Annotated in this window: 17 protein-coding genes; 8 read left to right on the top strand and 9 right to left on the bottom strand. The window is 39.0% G+C overall.

The features are described 5' to 3' along the window. Positions 1-224 precede the first annotated feature (224 nt). Positions 225-824: a pseudouridine synthase gene (locus EOK74_RS12140; protein ID WP_133470291.1), complete on the top strand. Its 600-nt coding sequence runs from the start codon at positions 225-227 to the stop codon at positions 822-824. Positions 825-912: 88 nt separating this feature from the next. On the opposite strand, the gene EOK74_RS12135 is transcribed toward EOK74_RS12140, so the two are convergent. Together EOK74_RS12135 and EOK74_RS12130 are read right to left on the bottom strand one after the other, a co-directional pair. Next, positions 913-2,478, bottom strand: a complete 1,566-nt coding sequence (locus tag EOK74_RS12135) for an esterase-like activity of phytase family protein (protein WP_133470290.1) — start codon at positions 2,476-2,478, stop codon at positions 913-915. 240 nt (positions 2,479-2,718) lie between these two features. After that, positions 2,719-3,222 carry an RDD family protein gene (locus tag EOK74_RS12130; protein ID WP_133470289.1) on the bottom strand — a complete coding sequence of 168 codons (504 nt, stop codon included), beginning with the start codon at positions 3,220-3,222 and terminating at the stop codon, positions 2,719-2,721. Between the two features lie 321 nt (positions 3,223-3,543). Between EOK74_RS12130 and mnmA the strand changes: the two genes are divergently transcribed. The 5 genes from mnmA to EOK74_RS12105 all read left to right on the top strand — a co-directional run bounded on the left by mnmA (position 3,544) and on the right by EOK74_RS12105 (position 9,197). Next, positions 3,544-4,674 (top strand): tRNA 2-thiouridine(34) synthase MnmA, encoded by a 1,131-nt coding sequence (gene mnmA / locus EOK74_RS12125; protein WP_133470288.1) that lies wholly within the window; start codon positions 3,544-3,546, stop codon positions 4,672-4,674. Then, complete coding sequence (gene hflD, locus EOK74_RS12120; protein ID WP_133470287.1) at positions 4,674-5,321, top strand: high frequency lysogenization protein HflD; 648 nt, start codon at positions 4,674-4,676, stop codon at positions 5,319-5,321. Before mnmA ends, hflD begins: the two co-directional genes overlap by 1 nt. Positions 5,322-5,330: 9 nt before the next feature. Beyond that, positions 5,331-6,704: an adenylosuccinate lyase gene (purB, locus tag EOK74_RS12115; protein WP_133470286.1), complete on the top strand. Its 1,374-nt coding sequence runs from the start codon at positions 5,331-5,333 to the stop codon at positions 6,702-6,704. Between the two features lie 94 nt (positions 6,705-6,798). Continuing rightward, complete coding sequence (locus tag EOK74_RS12110; RefSeq protein WP_133470285.1) at positions 6,799-8,022, top strand: adenylate/guanylate cyclase domain-containing protein; 1,224 nt, start codon at positions 6,799-6,801, stop codon at positions 8,020-8,022. An 11-nt stretch (positions 8,023-8,033) separates the two neighbouring features. Further along, a complete protein-coding gene (locus EOK74_RS12105; RefSeq protein ID WP_133470284.1) occupies positions 8,034-9,197 on the top strand; it encodes a cupin domain-containing protein in 1,164 nt (387 codons plus the stop codon). 129 nt (positions 9,198-9,326) lie between these two features. Here EOK74_RS12105 and EOK74_RS12100 read toward each other — a convergent pair whose 3' ends face one another. From EOK74_RS12100 to EOK74_RS12090, 3 genes are all read right to left on the bottom strand, one after another. Then, a complete protein-coding gene (locus EOK74_RS12100) occupies positions 9,327-9,959 on the bottom strand; it encodes an alpha-ketoglutarate-dependent dioxygenase AlkB family protein (protein ID WP_133470283.1) in 633 nt (210 codons plus the stop codon). Positions 9,960-9,982: 23 nt separating this feature from the next. Further along, positions 9,983-11,320, bottom strand: a complete 1,338-nt coding sequence (locus EOK74_RS12095) for a serine hydrolase domain-containing protein (protein WP_133470282.1) — start codon at positions 11,318-11,320, stop codon at positions 9,983-9,985. Between the two features lie 119 nt (positions 11,321-11,439). Beyond that, positions 11,440-11,793 (bottom strand): hypothetical protein, encoded by a 354-nt coding sequence (locus EOK74_RS12090; protein ID WP_133470281.1) that lies wholly within the window; start codon positions 11,791-11,793, stop codon positions 11,440-11,442. Positions 11,794-11,921: 128 nt separating this feature from the next. On the opposite strand from EOK74_RS12090, the gene EOK74_RS12085 reads away from it, so the two are divergent. Beyond that, positions 11,922-12,824: a LysR family transcriptional regulator gene (locus tag EOK74_RS12085; RefSeq protein ID WP_133470280.1), complete on the top strand. Its 903-nt coding sequence runs from the start codon at positions 11,922-11,924 to the stop codon at positions 12,822-12,824. Positions 12,825-12,850: 26 nt separating this feature from the next. Here EOK74_RS12085 and EOK74_RS12080 read toward each other — a convergent pair whose 3' ends face one another. Next, entirely contained in the window at positions 12,851-13,975 is a 1,125-nt protein-coding gene (locus EOK74_RS12080; protein ID WP_133470279.1) for an alkene reductase, read from the bottom strand. Then, positions 13,976-15,280, bottom strand: a complete 1,305-nt coding sequence (locus tag EOK74_RS12075; protein ID WP_133470278.1) for an SGNH/GDSL hydrolase family protein — start codon at positions 15,278-15,280, stop codon at positions 13,976-13,978. It lies immediately after the preceding gene. A gap of 111 nt (positions 15,281-15,391) precedes the next feature. On the opposite strand from EOK74_RS12075, the gene EOK74_RS12070 reads away from it, so the two are divergent. Further along, on the top strand, positions 15,392-16,297 hold the full coding sequence (locus EOK74_RS12070) for a LysR family transcriptional regulator (RefSeq protein WP_133470277.1): 906 nt from the start codon (positions 15,392-15,394) through the stop codon (positions 16,295-16,297). A gap of 185 nt (positions 16,298-16,482) precedes the next feature. On the opposite strand, the gene EOK74_RS12065 is transcribed toward EOK74_RS12070, so the two are convergent. Next, positions 16,483-17,355, bottom strand: a complete 873-nt coding sequence (locus EOK74_RS12065) for an alpha/beta fold hydrolase (RefSeq protein ID WP_133470276.1) — start codon at positions 17,353-17,355, stop codon at positions 16,483-16,485. Positions 17,356-17,596: 241 nt separating this feature from the next. After that, the gene (locus EOK74_RS12060) at positions 17,597-18,556 is read right to left on the bottom strand and encodes an integron integrase (RefSeq protein WP_133470275.1); all 960 of its coding nucleotides are present in this window, start codon (positions 18,554-18,556) and stop codon (positions 17,597-17,599) included. Positions 18,557-18,899: the final 343 nt, after the last annotated feature.

Raw genomic sequence — 18,899 nt, 5'->3', positions numbered from 1 at the left:
ATATTCGAAGAGTATTAACAAAACTCTTTAATCCACTACAGTGTGGCACTATGAACTGGTGTTATTTACCGAAGTTTTAAAATTATCTAACGTAAATTAGACAGCAAAATATATATGGGTAAATTAAATAAATACAAGTTTTGCTTGCATATTATATTCTGTAAATCACACTTCCATCTACCTATCAGTGCATTTTTTATAATACTTTTATTTTATAGCTTACTATGACTAACCCGTTTTACTCTCACAACCACAATAAAAATAAAGCTAATCTACCTGAATCTAACGCACCTAAAAAAGTTGTATTATTTAATAAGCCTTTCAATGTGTTAACACAATTTACCGACCAAGATGGCAGGCAAACTCTAAAAGACTTTATTCCGATCCCTGATATCTATGCTGCTGGCAGATTAGATAAAGACAGCGAAGGATTACTGGTATTAACGAATGACGGTAAACTACAAAACAGGCTTGCTTCACCAAAACACAAAACTAGTAAGACCTACTGGGTACAGGTTGAAGGTCAACCTGAACAATCAGAAATAGAAAAATTAAGAAATGGCGTCGAATTGAAGGATGGAATGACACGGCCGGCAAAAGTAGAGCAAATAGAGGAACCTTCCCTTTGGCCTCGTAATCCGCCAGTAAGATTTCGACAAAACAAGCCCACCAGTTGGTTATCTATCACCATTTCGGAGGGCAAAAATCGCCAGGTAAGACGTATGACAGCTCATATTGGTTACCCAACCCTTAGGTTAATACGCTATCGTATTGGCAATTGGACTATAGATGGAATTGCTAATGGTGAATATATAGAGCTTTAGAAGTATCACACTGCATAACTTACGCTCTCCCCTAAGATATGCAATGTGAAAATGTACAATTAAATGGCCTTAATCTTAATTAAAAGCCTTATAAATAAAGTACAAGATCTAAATCTTCAATAATATATAGAGTATTACTGTCAATGTCAGTTTGGCCCGCATCTAAATATTTTTGCTCTAGTACTCTGCTAGTAGACCATGTAGCAAAATCATCATCATTTATTACGCCAATGGTAGACTCATTAATAAACCACATACCTTCAAGCTTGTCATGGGGGTATTGAACTTCAGCGACTAAATCTACAAGAAAAGTCTTAGTTACAGGCGTAATATTAGTTAACCCATCCCAACTTTCGTTAAGTACTACTTCCTCAATAGTTAGTCCATTCTTCGTTAATCCAAGTACTTCATCTTGCACCCAAGCACCAGAGTCAGTTATTGTTTCAAGATCCGTAGCGTCACTAATATCTATCTTATACAGGTGTTTCATGGCATCAACATCTGAGGCAAAAAAGGCTCCATCACGCTCAATAACGACAAACTCAGTAGCACTTAATGCGAAGATTCCAGATTGAGAATTTTGTGTTTTTTCTTGTTGATACAAAAATTGAGATACATTACCTGTTTCTAAGTCAATAGTTACAATACGCACAAGGTCCAATGCTTTCACAGCACTGCTAGGGTTATACATAGTAGACTGCATAATGCCCACTAGGGTTTTCTCATCTGGGGTAACTGCTAAACCTTCCATACCGCGATTAGCACGTCGATTAGCAAATTCAGCCGGTAAGTTAAATGTAACGCGAGCATCATCAGTAAATGCATTTATACGCTCAATCTCAACTCCATCTGCGTCAAAATGTACCATATGTGGGCCGTATTCATCACTCACCCAAAATGTGCCATCAGACAAAGCAACCAAGCCCTCACCATCTAAACCATAATCATCTAGTTTAATTGGGTTACTCGTTTCATCATAAGCTAGGCTCATGTCTTCACGCAGCACTTCAATTGTACCATCATCCAATACAGCATAAGGTGTTTCACCGGTTCCCCCGAGAGAAGAACTATTAGGCAAACCAGTGATTAAAGAGCCATCTGGACGCTTCAATAAAATATCTTCAAGTTTTTTTACATCCCCATTATCTTGAATTTCAAATAATCCTATACGAGGGGTATAGTCAGCAACAGGAAATATCTTTCCTGTACCATGCTCACCAGTATAAACAGCGTTAGGTCCACGATCAGTTAATGCGTAAAACTGACTAGCATTAGTTGGGTGTTTAACCATATCTGACCCATAACCACCGTTACGAATTTCAAAATAAGCACCTTGCTTGGCACCATCTTCTATATCATTTCGTAAAACAGAATAAGGTAAAATAGCTCCTTCAGAGCCAACAGTATTAGCTTCACAATCGTAGCTTGTATTATTAACTTCATTATCAGATAAAGCACCATCTGAATCAGCATCTAAGCCTGAATTGATTCTAAAACCACCGAAAGAACATTCACTATCTCCAAATACAAGTGTTTCATGGTTGAGTAAACTATTTAAGCCATCATTACCATTCACACCATCAGACCCATCATCCCCAGAACAAGAGGCTAATAAGGCTAAAATACTTAACGACGCCATTTCTTTTTTGAACATGATTAACTTCCTGTAAATATTGAAAAAAGGAATTTTATTTAGGTTATGTAACAGAAAGATAAAAGATTTATGAAGGTTATATTTAAAAGTGGATAATATTGCTAACAACTAAAATTTATGGGTGAAATGAAAATAGAGAGGAGGACAATTAATTTAATCAAAAACTAGAATAATACGCTTTCAAAGGATAGATAAAGTGCGACAACTAAAAACCTACGTTTGTCATCACACTTTGATTTACTAGCAATACACGACTTGTGTTCCTCCCGCTAGATCATGAATACATCTTTTATCCTTTCTGAAAATAAACAATATATTAATCAATTGAAAAATACCTCCAGCAATAGGAACTTGGTTAGGAATAAAGTATGTCCCGTACCTTTTTAATAAATGTTTTTTTAAATCAGCTTGATTACCGTTCATATCGACTATTTTTATATTTAACAGCTTTTTACCGATAGTTTGTCCATTTTTTATTAGTAATTTAAAGTTGAGCAGAATAAAAAATAGGATCCCCATTAGCCCCATACCTATTGAATACATGAAGGGTGGATCTTCGCCATTTGTGATGAACTCAAACCAACCAAAAAAGTACATAATAGGTATAACAAACAACATCATAATAAACGAATCTATAAGCGATGCCCCTAATCTTCTCCATCGAGACGCTAGAACTGATTCAAGGTTACTTTGGGTTTCATCCACCAACTTTGACTCTGGCGGTGTAAATAGGTTTTCACTCATTAATAATACTCCTGCTTTCTAGGTACTTAAGTCCACTTACTTAGCCAAATAACTCCACCATAACGTTACTAATAAATTGTATTTAATCGTTATGTGACTCTTTTATATATGTTTTTAAGAAAAGGTGCAAAATGAACTTAAAAAGCATTAACAGTACCCTTATTGAGGTTTCAATCTTGAATTGCGAAACCTCAATCTCTCGATATATTACTCTCAACGATTGAATATACTTAGAACCACTTATTAAGCTAATGCTTTCCCATATTAGAACTGGTAAACTTCGGCTCCATTTTTTAGCACACAACAATACATTTTCTGCATATGACCCAACAATCTCAATCAACAGATCAAACTCAAGATAACAGCCGAATTAAAGTCGTGGTTGGAATGTCTGGTGGGGTTGACTCTTCGGTTTCGGCTTATCTTCTTAAACAACAAGGCTATCAAGTCGAAGGCTTGTTTATGAAAAACTGGGAAGAAGACGACAATGATGAGTACTGTGCAGCAGCAGACGACTTAAAAGATGCACAAGCGGTAGCTGATAAACTCGGAATGACCTTACACACCATCAACTTCGCAGCTGAATATTGGGACAATGTATTTGAGTATTTTTTAGAAGAATACAAAGCGGGACGGACACCTAACCCCGATATAATGTGCAACAAAGAAATTAAATTTAAGGCCTTTCTAGAGTTTGCCGCTGAAGAGCTTAACGCTGATTATATCGCCACTGGGCATTATGTGCAGCGCTCCAACGAATCGGGTAAGTGGCAAATGCTTCGTGGCTTAGATGGCAACAAAGATCAAAGTTATTTTTTATATACCTTAGCTGAAAAGCATGTAGCACAAACTTTATTCCCGATTGGGCATTTAGAAAAACCGAAAGTCCGAGAAATTGCCCTTGCGCAAGACTTAGTGACCCACGATAAAAAAGACAGCACCGGAATTTGTTTTATCGGTGAACGCAAATTCAAAGACTTTTTAGCGCAATATTTACCGGCACAGCCCGGTGAAATAGAGACAGCCGAAGGCCAAGTAATTGGTAAACATGATGGTTTGATGTATCACACTCTAGGCCAGCGTAAGGGTTTACTTATTGGCGGCATGAAAGAGTTTGGTGAAGATCCTTGGTATGTGGTTGATAAAGACGTACAGCGTAATGTGTTAATTGTAGGACAAGGTGCTAATCATCCAAGGCTTTACTCTAAGGGTTTGGTAGCCAACCAACTACATTGGGTTGACCGCTTAGGACCACAAGAAGCAATTAAATGCGCGGTCAAAACTCGTTATCGCCAACAAGATATCCCTTGCTTAGTCACTCCTAAAGAAGACGGCACTATACTGGTTGAATTCGATGAGCCTCAAAAAGCAGTTACGCCAGGACAGTCAGCAGTATTTTATCAAGACGCCGTTTGCTTAGGTGGCGGCATTATAGAGAACTACATTCGTTAATGAGTAATAAACAAAACATGCGCTTTTATGAAAGTAATATTGCACTTGCCGGTGTATGCCAAGCTGCAGCCCTAGTAAAACAAATCGCCCGAGGGGCTGATTACAGCGAACAAGCCTTAAATACATCATTGAATAGTATTTCGGTAACTGAAAGCGAAAGTACTGAGCAAGTATTTGGTGATATAAAACAATTGAAACTGGGCTACGAAACCATTCTTAAGCAGCTAGGTAATCAATCAAAAGTCAAAGATGTTGAAGTCACTCGATATATTGCTAACTTGTTATCCATAGAACGCAAGCTCAGTTCTAATAAAAAAACAATGGCTGTATTGGGTGAGCGTATTGCCAATATTCAACGCCAAAAATCACATTTAGATTTATCAGATGGCCAAATGCTAAGTAATTTAGACAGTATATATTCAGATGTCATCAGTCCGATTTCGCGAAAAATTCAAGTAGCGGGCGATCCTAAAATATTACAGCGTCCAGAATGTCAGCACCGGGTAAGAGCCGCATTACTAGCAGGTGTAAGATCCGCGGTATTATGGCGGCAAGTAGGCGGTAAACGCAGACAAATATTGTTAAATAGAACACAAATTTTAAACAGCGCTAAACACACTTTAAACCAAATAAGCACACTCAATTAGGAGAGTTTCATGGAGTTATCTGCACTAACTGCTGTATCCCCCATAGATGGCCGTTATGGAAGTAAAACAGCTGAATTAAGAGACATTTTTAGTGAATTTGGTTTACTAAAATATCGCGTTGTTGTTGAAGTGCGCTGGTTACAAAAATTAGCAGCCACCCCTGAAATTCAAGAAGTCCCTGCTTTCAGTACTGAAGCCAATACATTATTAGACGCAATAGTAAGTGACTTTAGCGAACAAGATGCCGCCCGTATCAAAGACATCGAACGCACCACTAATCACGATGTAAAAGCCGTAGAATACTTCCTTAAAGAACAAGTAGCTGACAACGCAGAACTACACGCCATCAATGAATTTATTCACTTTGCTTGTACCTCTGAAGACATCAATAATTTATCTCACGCCTTGATGCTCACAGAAGCCCGTGGCGAAGTGGTTTTACCTTATTGCGACAAACTCATTGCAGAACTTAAACGTTTAGCCTTTGAATTGAAGTCTATGCCGATGATGGCAAGAACCCACGGTCAGCCAGCTTCCCCCACTACTATGGGTAAAGAAATGGCAAACGTGATGATCCGCCTACAACGCCAGCGAGATCAAATCGCCAGTGTCAGTATTCTCGGTAAAATCAATGGTGCGGTTGGTAACTACAATGCTCACCTATCTGCCTACCCAGAGTTTGATTGGCATAATTTTGCAGACGAGTTTGTTACCAGCCTAGGTGTAACCTGGAACGCTTTCACTACCCAAATTGAACCACACGATTATATTGCAGAATTGTTTGATGCTATTGCGCGTTTTAACACTATATTGCTAGATTTTGATCGTGATGTTTGGGGTTACATTGCATTAGGTCACTTTAAGCAAAAAACTATCGCTGGTGAAATTGGCTCTTCTACCATGCCACATAAAGTCAACCCTATAGACTTTGAAAACTCTGAAGGTAATTTAGGGCTAGCAAATGCGATGTTTGGGCATTTAGCCACTAAACTTCCAGTTTCTAGATGGCAGCGAGATTTAACCGACTCCACCGTACTTAGAAACTTAGGTGTAGGTGTAGGCTATTCGGTTATCGCCTACCAAGCCTCTCTCAAAGGGATCAGCAAGCTACAAGTTAACGAACAAAGTTTATTAGATGAACTTGATGATAACTGGGAATTACTAGCAGAGCCTGTACAAACAGTGATGCGTCGTTACGGTATTGAAAAACCATACGAAAAGCTTAAAGAGTTAACCCGTGGCAAAAAAGTGAATCAACAAATTATGGCTGAGTTTGTAGATACTCTAGCATTACCAGATGTGGCTAAAGCGCAATTAAAAGCTCTTACTCCAGCAAACTATATTGGCCGTGCTATTGAGTTTGTTGAACAACTAGAGAAATAAACTCACCTTAAATCCTTTATAAAAATTGGAGTGAACTATACTTAATCTCTATTAGAGCTTAACTACTCACTCTGATTTTTAAAAGGATTTAAAAATGTTAAGACGTTTCTTAAAGCTATGGGTTTGGGCAGGCATTGCTCGTTACCCAAATGAATATTTCACTCCTGTTCGCATAACCAATATTATTGCCTTTATTGTAATTTTGGTATCTGTATTACAAATACCCAGCGCCATCTGGTTTTGGCAAGGTCAAGGAGCACTTCAATTACTCATTACCTGCTTAACTATTTCTTCACTAATTTGGGTACCCATACTCAATCATAATGCTTGGTATCTAGCCGCTAAAATGTGGTTAATCACTGTTTATATCACTAACCTAATTACTACCTGCGTATTATGGGAGCTAGATTTATATATTCACTTTTTCTATTTGCTTGCGGTAATTTGTTGTCCGTTCTTTTTCACCGAACGAGAGAGCACTTATAAATGGAGTTTTTCAATACTATTTTGTGGCTTGTTCCTTTTTACAGAAACTTACTATCAAATTTATTTGCAACAAAATTACGACGCAGCGCAACAAAGCTTTAAGTTTGCAAGCGCCTGTCTATTAGCCCTAGCTAGCATTTTATGTAGCTATCACATTCAGAAAAATGTCAGTAAAAGTTGGAAAAAGCTCGCCCATGAGCGTAAGCGATCTGAACAACTACTATTAAATATATTGCCAAATACCATTGCCCAAAGATTAAAAAACTCAAATGAGCCCATTGCAGACTATTTTGCACAAGCCAGTATTTTATTTGCAGACATTCAAGACTTCACTCCTCTTTGTAAAAAACGTACGCCACAGCAATTGTTCAAAATTTTAAACGAAATATTTTGTCGTTTTGATGAGTTGTCCATTAAATACGGATTAGAAAAAATAAAAACCAGTGGCGATGGCTATATGGCTGCTGGGGGGCTGCCCGTTGCAACCGCACAGCATGCTATTCAATGTTGTTATTGTGCATTAGACATGCAACACGAATTTAAACGTATTTGCAAAGCTCAAAATCTCGACATAGGTCTACGAATAGGCATTGGTTGCGGAGAAGTCGTCGCTGGCATCATCGGAAAAAGTAAATTTAGTTACGACATGTGGGGAGAAGCGGTAAACTTAGCTTCAAGAATGGAAAGCCACGGCCAATCAAATAAAATTCAGATCACAGAATCCACCTATAAACTAACAAGCAGTTCATTTGATTTTACTATGCGTGGCAAAATTAACGTAAAAGGTATTGGCCCAGTCACCACATACTGGCTTACGGGTCGCAAACAATAAATTGGATAAAGATGTACAGATTACAAAATATAAATACAGACGTTTTTCTTAAAGAATACTGGCAAAAAAAACCACTTTTAATTCGCCAAGGATTGACGGATTTTGAAGATCCAATCGATGAGCATGAGCTTGCAGGTTTAACTGAAGAAGACTCAGTAGACTCTCGTATTGTCAGTAATCATAATGGCAAATGGACAGTTGCTCACGGCCCTTATGACGACATTAATAGTCATTGTTTAGGCCAGTGGAGCCTCCTTGTACAGTCTGTTGATCATTATGTACCGGCCGCCGATAGCCTAATGAATACCTTTGATTTTATCCCTGTATGGCGTATGGATGACCTTATGGTTAGTTACTCTAATGCAGGAGCTGGTGTTGGCCCTCATCTTGACCAATACGATGTATTTATCATTCAAGGTAAAGGCAGTAGACGTTGGCAAGTAGGCCTACCTGATCAATACGAGGCGGTAAGGCCTCATTGTGATTTGTCTCAAATTACAGGGTTTACGCCCGTCATAGATGAGGTACTCAACCCTGGTGATATTATTTATATTCCAGCCAATCATCCTCATAATGGCGTAGCACTAGAGCCATGTATGAATTATTCAGTAGGCTTTAGAGCTCCCTCACAACAAGAAATGCTATCGTCTTTCGCAGATTACGCCATAGATAACAATCTACTTAGCAAACGCTTCAAAGATCGAGCATTATCACCCCGCAAATTCTCGGGGGAAATCAAACAACAAGAAGTAGCTCAGTTTAAAGCTTTACTTGCCGAAACCTTGCAAGGTGAAGCATTTGAAAAGTGGCTACCGATATTCTTAAGTGACAATAAAAAAGCAGGAGACGAGTCAAACCAACAAATCGAAGAGTTTTCTGAGCAAGCCATGATGGAAATGTTACAAAATGGCGAATACTTTTACCGAGCCCCAGGAATAAAGCCATTATTCGTTGAACCAGGTAATAGTGATAAACATGGAGAAGATAACTTTACATTTTACATATTAGGCGAAGCATACTCCGGCCCAATCGAATCAGCTGAATTAGTGAAAAATTTTTTATCAAAGCCATTTATTACTGAAGAGTTTTTAGCCGACCATGGCGGCCAACACCCAGAATTCGCTCCATTATTAACTTTGCTTGTGAATAAAGGTCATTGGTATATAGGAGAGTAGGTTTGGATGTTACCTATTACTTTACTCTTCCTTCTCATTAACCAGCATTAACCCAATCAAGCTAAAGGCTTTATAAGCTTTTAGCTTGTATCAAATCAAAACTCTAAGTCATCTTAGTTAAAAAACCACTTATAATCTTGTTTGACTCCCATCAATGGTTCTAAAGGTTAGATTCACCCTAGGGGTGTCTACTTTTTTAGTAGGGGGTAATCTATGTAACCAGTGGCTTTGGGTTTCCCCTTTCATCACAAGCAAACTGCCATGTTGCAATGATACCGATAGCGTTTTTTGAGTGCGCTTATGTTTAAAAGAGAACTTACGCTCTGCACCAAAGCTTAACGAGCCAATAGCACCGTTTTTAAGTAAGTCTTTTTCACCATCACTGTGCCAAGCCATGCCCTCTTCACCAGTGTGATATAGGTTGAGCAAACAAGAGTTGAATTTAGTGCCAGTTTTGTCTTCAACAATACCTTTGAGTGTGACTAGTTCATCAATCCAAGGCAGCGCCATTTTTGTAGAATTCGAATAGGTATAACTAAAGGGTTTATCACCATACCAAGCCACCTTTCGCTTAGTTAAAATCTGTTTTCCAAAAATATTAGCTTGGTCACTCTGCCACTCTATTTTTTGAAGTAAAGCATCAAAGTATTGATTAGCCTCTTGAGCAGGAATAAGCAATCCGTGGTATTCCACCAGCCCATCGTAATCAATCACATTAATAGGTGTGGACTCTGGCTCAGCGAATAAATCTAGATTGTGCAATACTTCACTCCGTAAAAAATTTATTATTCTTTAGTAAATTTATAATTACCTCCACCCTGCTTAAGTCGAAACTTAGTGTAATCAATCTTGTCGCCATCCGTACCAAAAAGCATCACAATTCCAGCTGGTTCAAAACGAAACTCTGAAATTGAAAATGGTGTGAGGTTGAGGGGACCTTGCCCTGTAGCTTGAGCAGTGAGCTGACCTTCACGAAACGTTAAAGTGATTTTAAGGGGAATGTCATTAGAAGAAAACACCCCTTCATACTTAAGGAGATTTTTTTCTGAAAGGCTAATCGGCTTTTGAGTAAAATCAGGTATATCAAAAGGTCGGCCATAATAAATACTTAACAGACCAATACTGATGTCGTTCAGTTTGTAATTCAAACCATTTGAAGTGAGTGTAAAAGCTACATTATCGGCTGGAAAATAACCGGCTTGTGACACAAAGCCATCTATTCCACCGGTATGGCCATAAATCTCTTTTTCGTAAAACGGAAACTTAAACAATCCTCGTCCATAGCCTTGATTAATCTCTTTCATTTTATCTAATGAATTGGCAGAAATTAACTTACCGTTAAAAAGCCCAGTTAAAAACAGGCCTACTTCTGAAGGCGTTGAAATAATCGCGCCAGCACTAAAGGGAATACTCATATCTGTCTGGGTAGCGGGCACCCAATATTCAGACTCATAAGTATAAGATTTGGCTTGGTTAGCTTTAACGTCAATAGGTCCGGCGAACATGGTTCTCTTAAGGTTCAACCTAGCCGTAATACGGTTTTGCAGTTGACTTGCGTATGAGTCTTGAGTGACATCTTCTATAATAAAACCCAGCAGTACATAGGCACTATTTGAATAGCTAGCTTTACTGTCAGGCTCAAAATCACTACCTAACTCCTCGATCAGGTTGACCATTTCAGCTTTAGTTTTACCTTGCTCCATATACTCTGAGTAGTCTTTTGCATTGGTGAAATTAAAAATACCACTTCTATGGTTTAACAACATAGAGATAGTAACTTTGTCGGCATTTTTGACCTTAGGATAATAGCTTGCCAACTTGGTATCTAGTGAAAGCCTACCTTCATCAATCAATTGAAAAATCATAGTAGAGGTAAACACTTTGGTGATTGAGCCAATGTGATATTGGGTATCTTTGTTGGCTTGTTGCTTACTTGCAACATCTGTATAGCCGATAGACCTTTGATAAGCAGGCTTGCCGTCTTTTACAATGGCTAAACTAAGCATTGCCTTTTGGTTTGTGTCTAAGACATCTAGATATTGATCAAGTTTGGCTTTTTCAAAGCTCTGAGTAGAAACACTGAACAAACAAATAAGTAAAAATAGGTAAACATTCGTTTTCATGGGCCAGACCTTCCTTGATATTGAGTAAAAACAATAAAGGTTCTAGTTAGCCTATGCAATGCTTTTGGTTAAGCCCTTAGTTTTACCTATTTGGGGGCGAAATCAATTTAAAGTGCTTCTCAATTTAGTGTATCCGGCTCATGCATGGCAAGAAACTCTTCGGGAGGCAAAGGTTGTGGCAGTGCTAAAATATACACAACCCGTTTCAAAACAGCTCCTTCGGCATGTAATGTTCTAGCAGGCACTACTATTTTATCACCTGCCTTAACTGGTGTTCTAATCCCACTTTTTGCATCTAAAAAGTCAGTTTCACCTTCCATAATATAGGCATGTACTTCGTCTAAATGCCAATGAACATGAAGGCCTTCGGAAGGCCCAGATACAAATGTAGTTGGCCAAGTATCGTTTTTGATCACATCTTCGAGTACGTCAGCAGTAGATTTAAAAAAGTCAGAATAAAATTGAAGCGCCATAATATTTTTCCTTAATAATTGAAAGCACAAAGCAAATACAACACCTATTCAAGATGAATGATGTTAACCACTGTTGCTGCTTAGATAAACGCCTGTATACTCATGACTTTAATGTATGGAGCGCACGAATGGATTTCGACTCAGTTAGAGTTTTTGTTGAGGTAATGAAACATGGTAGTTTTGCCGCAGCAGCCCGTCAACGTAATATGGACCCCTCGTCTATTTCACGTTCAATATCAGGCCTAGAGTCGCAACTCGGATTCCGCTTGTTTCAAAGAACAACACGAAAGCTGTCTCCAACTGAAGCTGGCAATGAATATTATCAGCGTGTCCAAAACCTAATTGGCGAATTTGACCGCGCAAGTGAAGCCGCATTAGACCTAGTTAGTCTTCCAACGGGCACATTACGAGTAACAGCCTGTACCTCATTCGGGCAACGAGTTTTAGCCCCTATTCTCCCCAAATTGCGAAGTCAGTACCCTAATTTAACCTTAGATCTGGTTTTAATGGATCATCATGTTGATCTTGTTGAAGAGAATATAGATATTGCCGTACGATTTGGAAAACGCCCCGAAGGCGATTTTGTATCAAGCAAACTCGTACCAAGGCGATTTCACGTTTGTGCAAGCCCTGCTTACGTTAAAAAGCTGGGAGCCCCTTCTCACCCTAGTGACCTAGAAAACCTTGATTGTCTGTTATTTTCAATGCCTGGGTATCGTAGCTCTTGGAAATTTCGCAACCAATCCAATGTCGATATTAAAGTGCCTGTTTCAGGGCATCTACTAGTATCCCATGGACTTACAATGACAGCCTGTGCCATATCAGGGCTCGGACCTGCGCTGCTACCAGACTGGTTATGCCGTGATGAAATTAACAATGGCTTACTTATCGATTTGTTTCCGGATTACCAATGTACTGCAACAGACTTTGATACCGCAGCTTGGTTAGTTTACCCAAGCCGCGCTTACTTACCGTCAAAAGTGCGTATTTTCGTAGATTTTCTGAAGGCAGAAATTGAAGGACATGCTTAATCACTAGATTAGCACTACCGTACTTATTATATTTTGCCTGATAAATTATAATGAGCGACTTTAGGGTAGTCTGTATATCCGATTCTGGTACCTCCAAAAAAATGCTCACTTATGGGCTCAGTTAAAGGCACCCCGTGAGCAAGCTTAAACGGTAAGTCAGGGTTAGCAATAAAAGGCCGACCGAACCCAATAAGATCGGCCCAATTATTTTGCAGTGCTATTTGTGCTTTTTGCAAATTATATTTACCTGAGTAAATCAACGTTCCCCCAAAGATTAATCGTAGCGCCTCCTTAAATCCGTTTGTCATAATTGGGGCATCTTCCCAATCAGCCTCAGCTACATGTATGTAACCAACACCTAGTTTGTCTAAAAGATTCGCTACAGCTAAGTAGGTTGCTTCGGGAGTTTTATCTTCTGTTCCTTGCAACTTTGTAAGTGGCGCTATTCTGATCCCTATATTTTCAATAGGGAGCTCAGATTTTACAGCTATCACTACCTCTTTTAAAAAACGCAGGCGATTTTCAAGATTACCGCCATACTGGTCATGTCTAATGTTAGATCCAGAATCAATAAATTGGTTAATTAGGTAGCCGTTTGCAGCATGTAGCTCTACACCGTTAAATCCGGCTAGCTTTGCGTTTCTTGCCCCTAGCCTAAACTCCTCTATTACTAAATCTACTTCATTTACAGACATTGCTCGTGGCATTGAATGTTGAACCATCTGACCGACTCCGTTTTCAGGGCCATTACTATCAGGATCTATAAATACCTTCACGCCTTTTGCTTGAAGTGCCGATGACGAAATGGGTAAAGCATTATTAGGCTGTAATGAAAAATGTGATACACGGCCGACATGCCAAAGTTGGGCATACACTCTGCCGCCTGCATTGTGGATAGCTTGAGTGACTAGCTTCCAACCTTCTACCTGTTCGGAAGTATATATTCCGGGAGTCCAAGCATAGCCCTGCCCTTGTTGACTAATTTGCGTACCTTCCGAAATAATTAATCCCGCGGAAGCCCTTTGAGCGTAATACTCAGCCATTAATGAAGTAGCAACATTACCACTTCCTGCTCTTGCTCTCGTCATTGGGGGCATAACTATTCGATTAGGGAGTGAGAAACCATTTCCTTTGTATGGGGTAAAAAGCATTTAGTTACCCCTCTTAGTTTGATATTTCACTTTCTTTTGAGAAGTAGCATTTAGCTTTTTGATTTCAATCCCATAAGCCATGGCTTTGTTTCCCGCATCTCCAGGGTGAAGATGGTCACCGGAGTCATATGCTGGATTTATGCGATTAAAATCCTTGGGATCCCGCAAAATACTATCGAAATCAATAACCTCATCAAAGGCTAAACTATTCTTAATCCAATCATTTAGCGTTAACCGTAATTGGTTTTTTGCATCACTGTAATAATGTTTAATTGGTGTGTCCTGCAGTGCTCCCTCAAAAGGAGGGAGTGTCGCACCAATAACACTAACTCCTTGTAAATTTGCCTGTTTAACCAGCTGAATTAAACCAGCCTTCAATTGTTCTATATCAGGCAATTCCTGATCAGGCGCGAACAGAGTACCTGGCCAAGAAATATCATTGATACCCAAGAGTACAATCAGTGAGCTAACCCCAGGTTTTGACAAAACATCGCGTTGTAATCTGCTAATAGCGTTACTCCCCATTCCATCTGAGAGTAATCTGGCTCCAGAAATACCCGCATTAATTACTGCCATATCCAGTGGCTTAAGGCGCTTTGCCAGAAAGTCTGTCCATCGAGCATTTTTATTCAAGCTTGCAGTGGCTCCATCAGTAATTGAATCACCGATAACCGCTAAAGTTGTGGCTCCTTGGCGCCCAACATATATACCACTAACAAATAAACGAGCTGTCGTTTCGTAAAGCTCTCCACTCAGATTTTGCGACTGTGCTTGATTGCCACTTGCAATGTAGTTAGTCTGTCGGCCATCCCAATGAAATGTTTCAACTTTAACTCGGTCAGGAATATAAAAAGAAATAACTAGCTCTGACAGATCGTCTACAGCAAGTGTTAACTCATCACTTAGCAAGGAAGAGCCCGGTAAAATAGTGGCAGATTGCTTACCGTCAAAAGTAACGTTTACGATTTTATTCAGTGCATAAGAATGCTCACTTGAAATTGGTATCCCAACCGTAACGCTCCTTAAGTTAACCGCAGAATCACCATGCGCATTGGATAACTCAATTTGTATCTTATCTCCACCTAGGCTTACTTTTATGGCTTGTCGAACGGTTTGATCCTCTAGTAGTTTTGGTATATTGGGAGGAAATATAAAACTGTCATCCCAAACTGCTTGAGGGCTTGCTGTCCATGTTGTGACGAATTCAGTATTCAAGTGTTCCTGCCCAAATAATGTGGGGGAATTCACTGATAAAATAATTGCACCAATAATCCGGCTTAAGTTTATGTTTACATTTTTATTCATGGATAATATCTCTAGATGTAGTTTAAATAGCTATTATCCCGATTTAATCACTGTGAAAAATATTCATCATGGAATATGATTTGTTCTTTATATTCACAGATGAGGTAAAGAGTGGCAAAGGGTGAATACAATAGGTCAGCTGAACTAGAAACTTTTGTAAAGGTTGTAGAGCAAGGTAGTTTCTCAGCTGCTGCACGGCACCTAAACTTAACTCCGTCATCGATCAGCAAGACCATAACAAGGCTAGAGCAAAGACTAGGAGCCAGACTATTTAATCGTTCTACTCGGTCTCTTGAGTTGACCAGTGAAGGCTGTACATTCTATGAACGTGGCGTACGAATAATTGCTGATTTAAATGAAGCAGAGCAATTAGTTTGTCTGCAAAAATCACCAACGGGAAGAATTAGAGTTAACTGCAATATACCCTTTGGTAAAAAGTACATTCTCCCATTACTTCCTAAGTTTCTGGAAAAATACCCAGATGTTACCTTAGACATAGAGCTAACAGACCAAGTTGTAAACTTGCTTGAGGAACGTACAGATATTGCTATCAGATCAGGAAAACTTCAGGATTCTAGTTTGATATCTCGAATGCTTGGTACATCTCGAATGGTCGTTGTTGCCTCACCAGAATATCTAAAACATTATGGAGAGCCTAAATGTATAGAGGACTATACAAATCATAACCTGCTGAGCTTTACATTTTTGCGTTCAGTACGTGAGTGGCCGTTTCATATTGAAAATAAAGAACTTACAGTTTCACCTAATGGCAATATAAAAGTAAGTGATGGAGACTCCTTACGAGATTTGGTACTTTCAGGCACAGGTATTGGCAGGTTGGCTTACTTTCAGGTTAAAGACGACATCGAATCAGGAAAGTTAAAAATTTTAATGGATAGCTTTACTAATCGTTACACCGAAAGCATCTACGCAGTTTACGTTGGCCAAGGCGGAATACTCCCTCTCAGAATCAGAGCATTCGTTGACTTTTTGGTAGAGCAGATTGACGTAGTATAAGTATAAGTATGTTTATGTTCACCCAAACAATAAAAGCGAATAACTGATGTTAGTTTATTTTAATCCAACGTGCGGCAATTCAACCTTTCCGATATCAACCAAACCTGCCCCACAGGTAATTCAAAGCCGATAACCAAATAACAAAACGCTAAGTATAAAACTTAGCGTTATGTTATTTGGGGCGTTTAATTCACTTTAAGAAATAACTCTATTTGCTCAATCATCCATTCAGGTTCGTCTGCCATAACAAAATGTTTAGCCGTTTTTGCATAAGCCATATGCTTGAATTTTTCAGGTATGTTTGCCAGTTGGGTCAAGTAGTTGTTTTTGGCTGCTTCAAAACTTGCATAAGGTGCAGCCTGGGCAGGTGCGCCTATGGTAAGCACTGGGTACTCAATTTGACTAAGATCATCTCTAATATCAAGTTGCATCAGTTCACCAAAAGCGCGCCCTGATGTCATAGGGTCCGACGTCATCATGTCTTTAAGCATTTGCTCATGCCAAGCCTCATTATTGGCCATAGACTTCACCATACTTTTAGGATCAAATGAACGAGGCGCATCACTACTCGAAGCTTGCTGACTGCCAAGTAAGGCACCCAAGGCTGGTAAGCCATCAATGTTAATTACCGCAGATATTTGTGGGTGCTGCTCGGTAGCTAACCACAAACCTAAGGTTCCCCCTAACGAGTGACCAATAATCACAACCTCTTCTAACTGATTTACACGAATATATTCTGCAATCGCATTTTTTTGAAATTCAAGATAATTAGCGCCAACCAATCTTGGTGCTGCGGGTTTCACCCCAGCAAATCCCGCCAATGATAAGGCATGCAATTGATACCTGTCAGACAATGCCTCAATAGTACGCTTCCAAACCGCCGCCGAAGAAGAAACACCTGGAATTAAAACAATAGGTTGACCGCTGCCTACAACCGAGACATTAAATGCTTGGTATGTTTGGTTAACCTGAGTGACAGAACTTGCACTTTGTGCACTAACGAGTAATGGCTTAACTAAACAGATGCAGCATAAGGTTAAAAGAGTAGTAAGTTTCATGGTTATCCCCTAAATGATTTGAGGCTTAACTTTACGTCTCTTACTCAAATGACAATATTGTCTATTGTCACTAGTTCGCTATGACAAATGTCACTTTCTTAAAAAGTGGGTTTATAAAAATAGATATTGGGATAGACCTAGATACTAAATAAACAATAGCTAACTATAGAAATGTATGCCGATCAGACATTGGAGACATTCTATAGTGTGTCTAAAGCGGCATACTAATACAGTTGATACTTCACCGAGAATCCATAGGGCTAATTGCACCGGATTTATGCTTACCCAAGACGTGGGTATAAATTTGCGTGGTTTTAACATCATCATGCCCCAATAACTCTTGTACTACTCTGATGTCATGCCCTGTTTCAAGTAATCGCGTTGCGAAACTATGCCGAAAGGTATGTGAGGTAACTCGCTTCAAAACACCCGCCTCTTGCACTGCTTTTTTTAACCCCTTACGAAATCCAGTTTGATGAAGGTGGTGGCGACATATATAACCATCGTAAGGGTGAACACATCGTGTGGTTGAAGGAAATATATATTGCCAAGATAAGTTAGTTGCCGCTTTTCCGTACTTACGAATTAGAGAAGGTGGAAGTGAAGACAACCCACACCCTTCATCCATATCTTTTTGATGGATACTCTCTACTTTTTGAATTTGTTTAAAAATATCAGTCTTGGCTAATTCTGGAAACATAGTTACGCGGTCTTTTTGGCCTTTTGAACGAAAAATAAAAATAGTGTTTCGGTCAAAATCAAAGTCTTTTATACGTAACCTCAACACCTCTGATATGCGAAATCCTCCACCGTACATAAGTGTGCCAATAGTATGATGAACTCCTCGTAACTTATCGATTATAGCAATTGCATCACAATGACTTAATACTTCAGGCACTCGAACAGGTGTCTTAGCAAACGTAAAATTTATGTTGGTTAAGTCCTTTTCTAGCACATGCCGATACATAAAAATAACGGCGCACAAAGCTTGATTTTGAGTCGATGGTGAGACTTTTAGTGTTATAGCAAGATGTGTTAAAAACTGCTCAACCTCCAACTCCCCCATATCTTTAGGATGACGCTTTCCGTTGAAATAAATAAATCGTCGAATCCAGTGAAGATAAGCCTTTTCTGTTTTCAAGCTATACCTTTTAGTCCGCAAAATAAATCGTATAGATTCTATAAAAGGTGATTTTGGCATAATAATTCCTCCCAAACCAAAAACTGTACATAAATACAGGTATAATTCACTTTTTAATATATTGCCAATATCACTTCCTATTATGTAAATTTTTGATATCTCGCTTTGTTTTTCCCATAAACGCTAAGTTGTTAATTTAATTGTGGAAAATATTTTTCACATAGTTTTTAATAGAAAGCGGATAAGTATCGTTAAAGTCAGGTCTCCTTTTGCTTTTGTAACTCTTTGTAGTTTTTATAGCATGAAGGTTAAAAATAATTAATAAAATCAAAAGGTAAGTGCTGAAAATGGCGATAATTTATATCAAATCGAGAAGTTACATATACGACATGCTCGATAATAA

The sequence above is a fragment of the Paraglaciecola marina genome, assembly GCF_004360155.1.
Classification (GTDB): Bacteria; Pseudomonadota; Gammaproteobacteria; order Enterobacterales; family Alteromonadaceae; genus Paraglaciecola; species Paraglaciecola marina.
The sequence above is the reverse complement of the archived record's forward strand: the minus strand, read 5'-3'. Positions and strand labels throughout refer to the sequence as shown.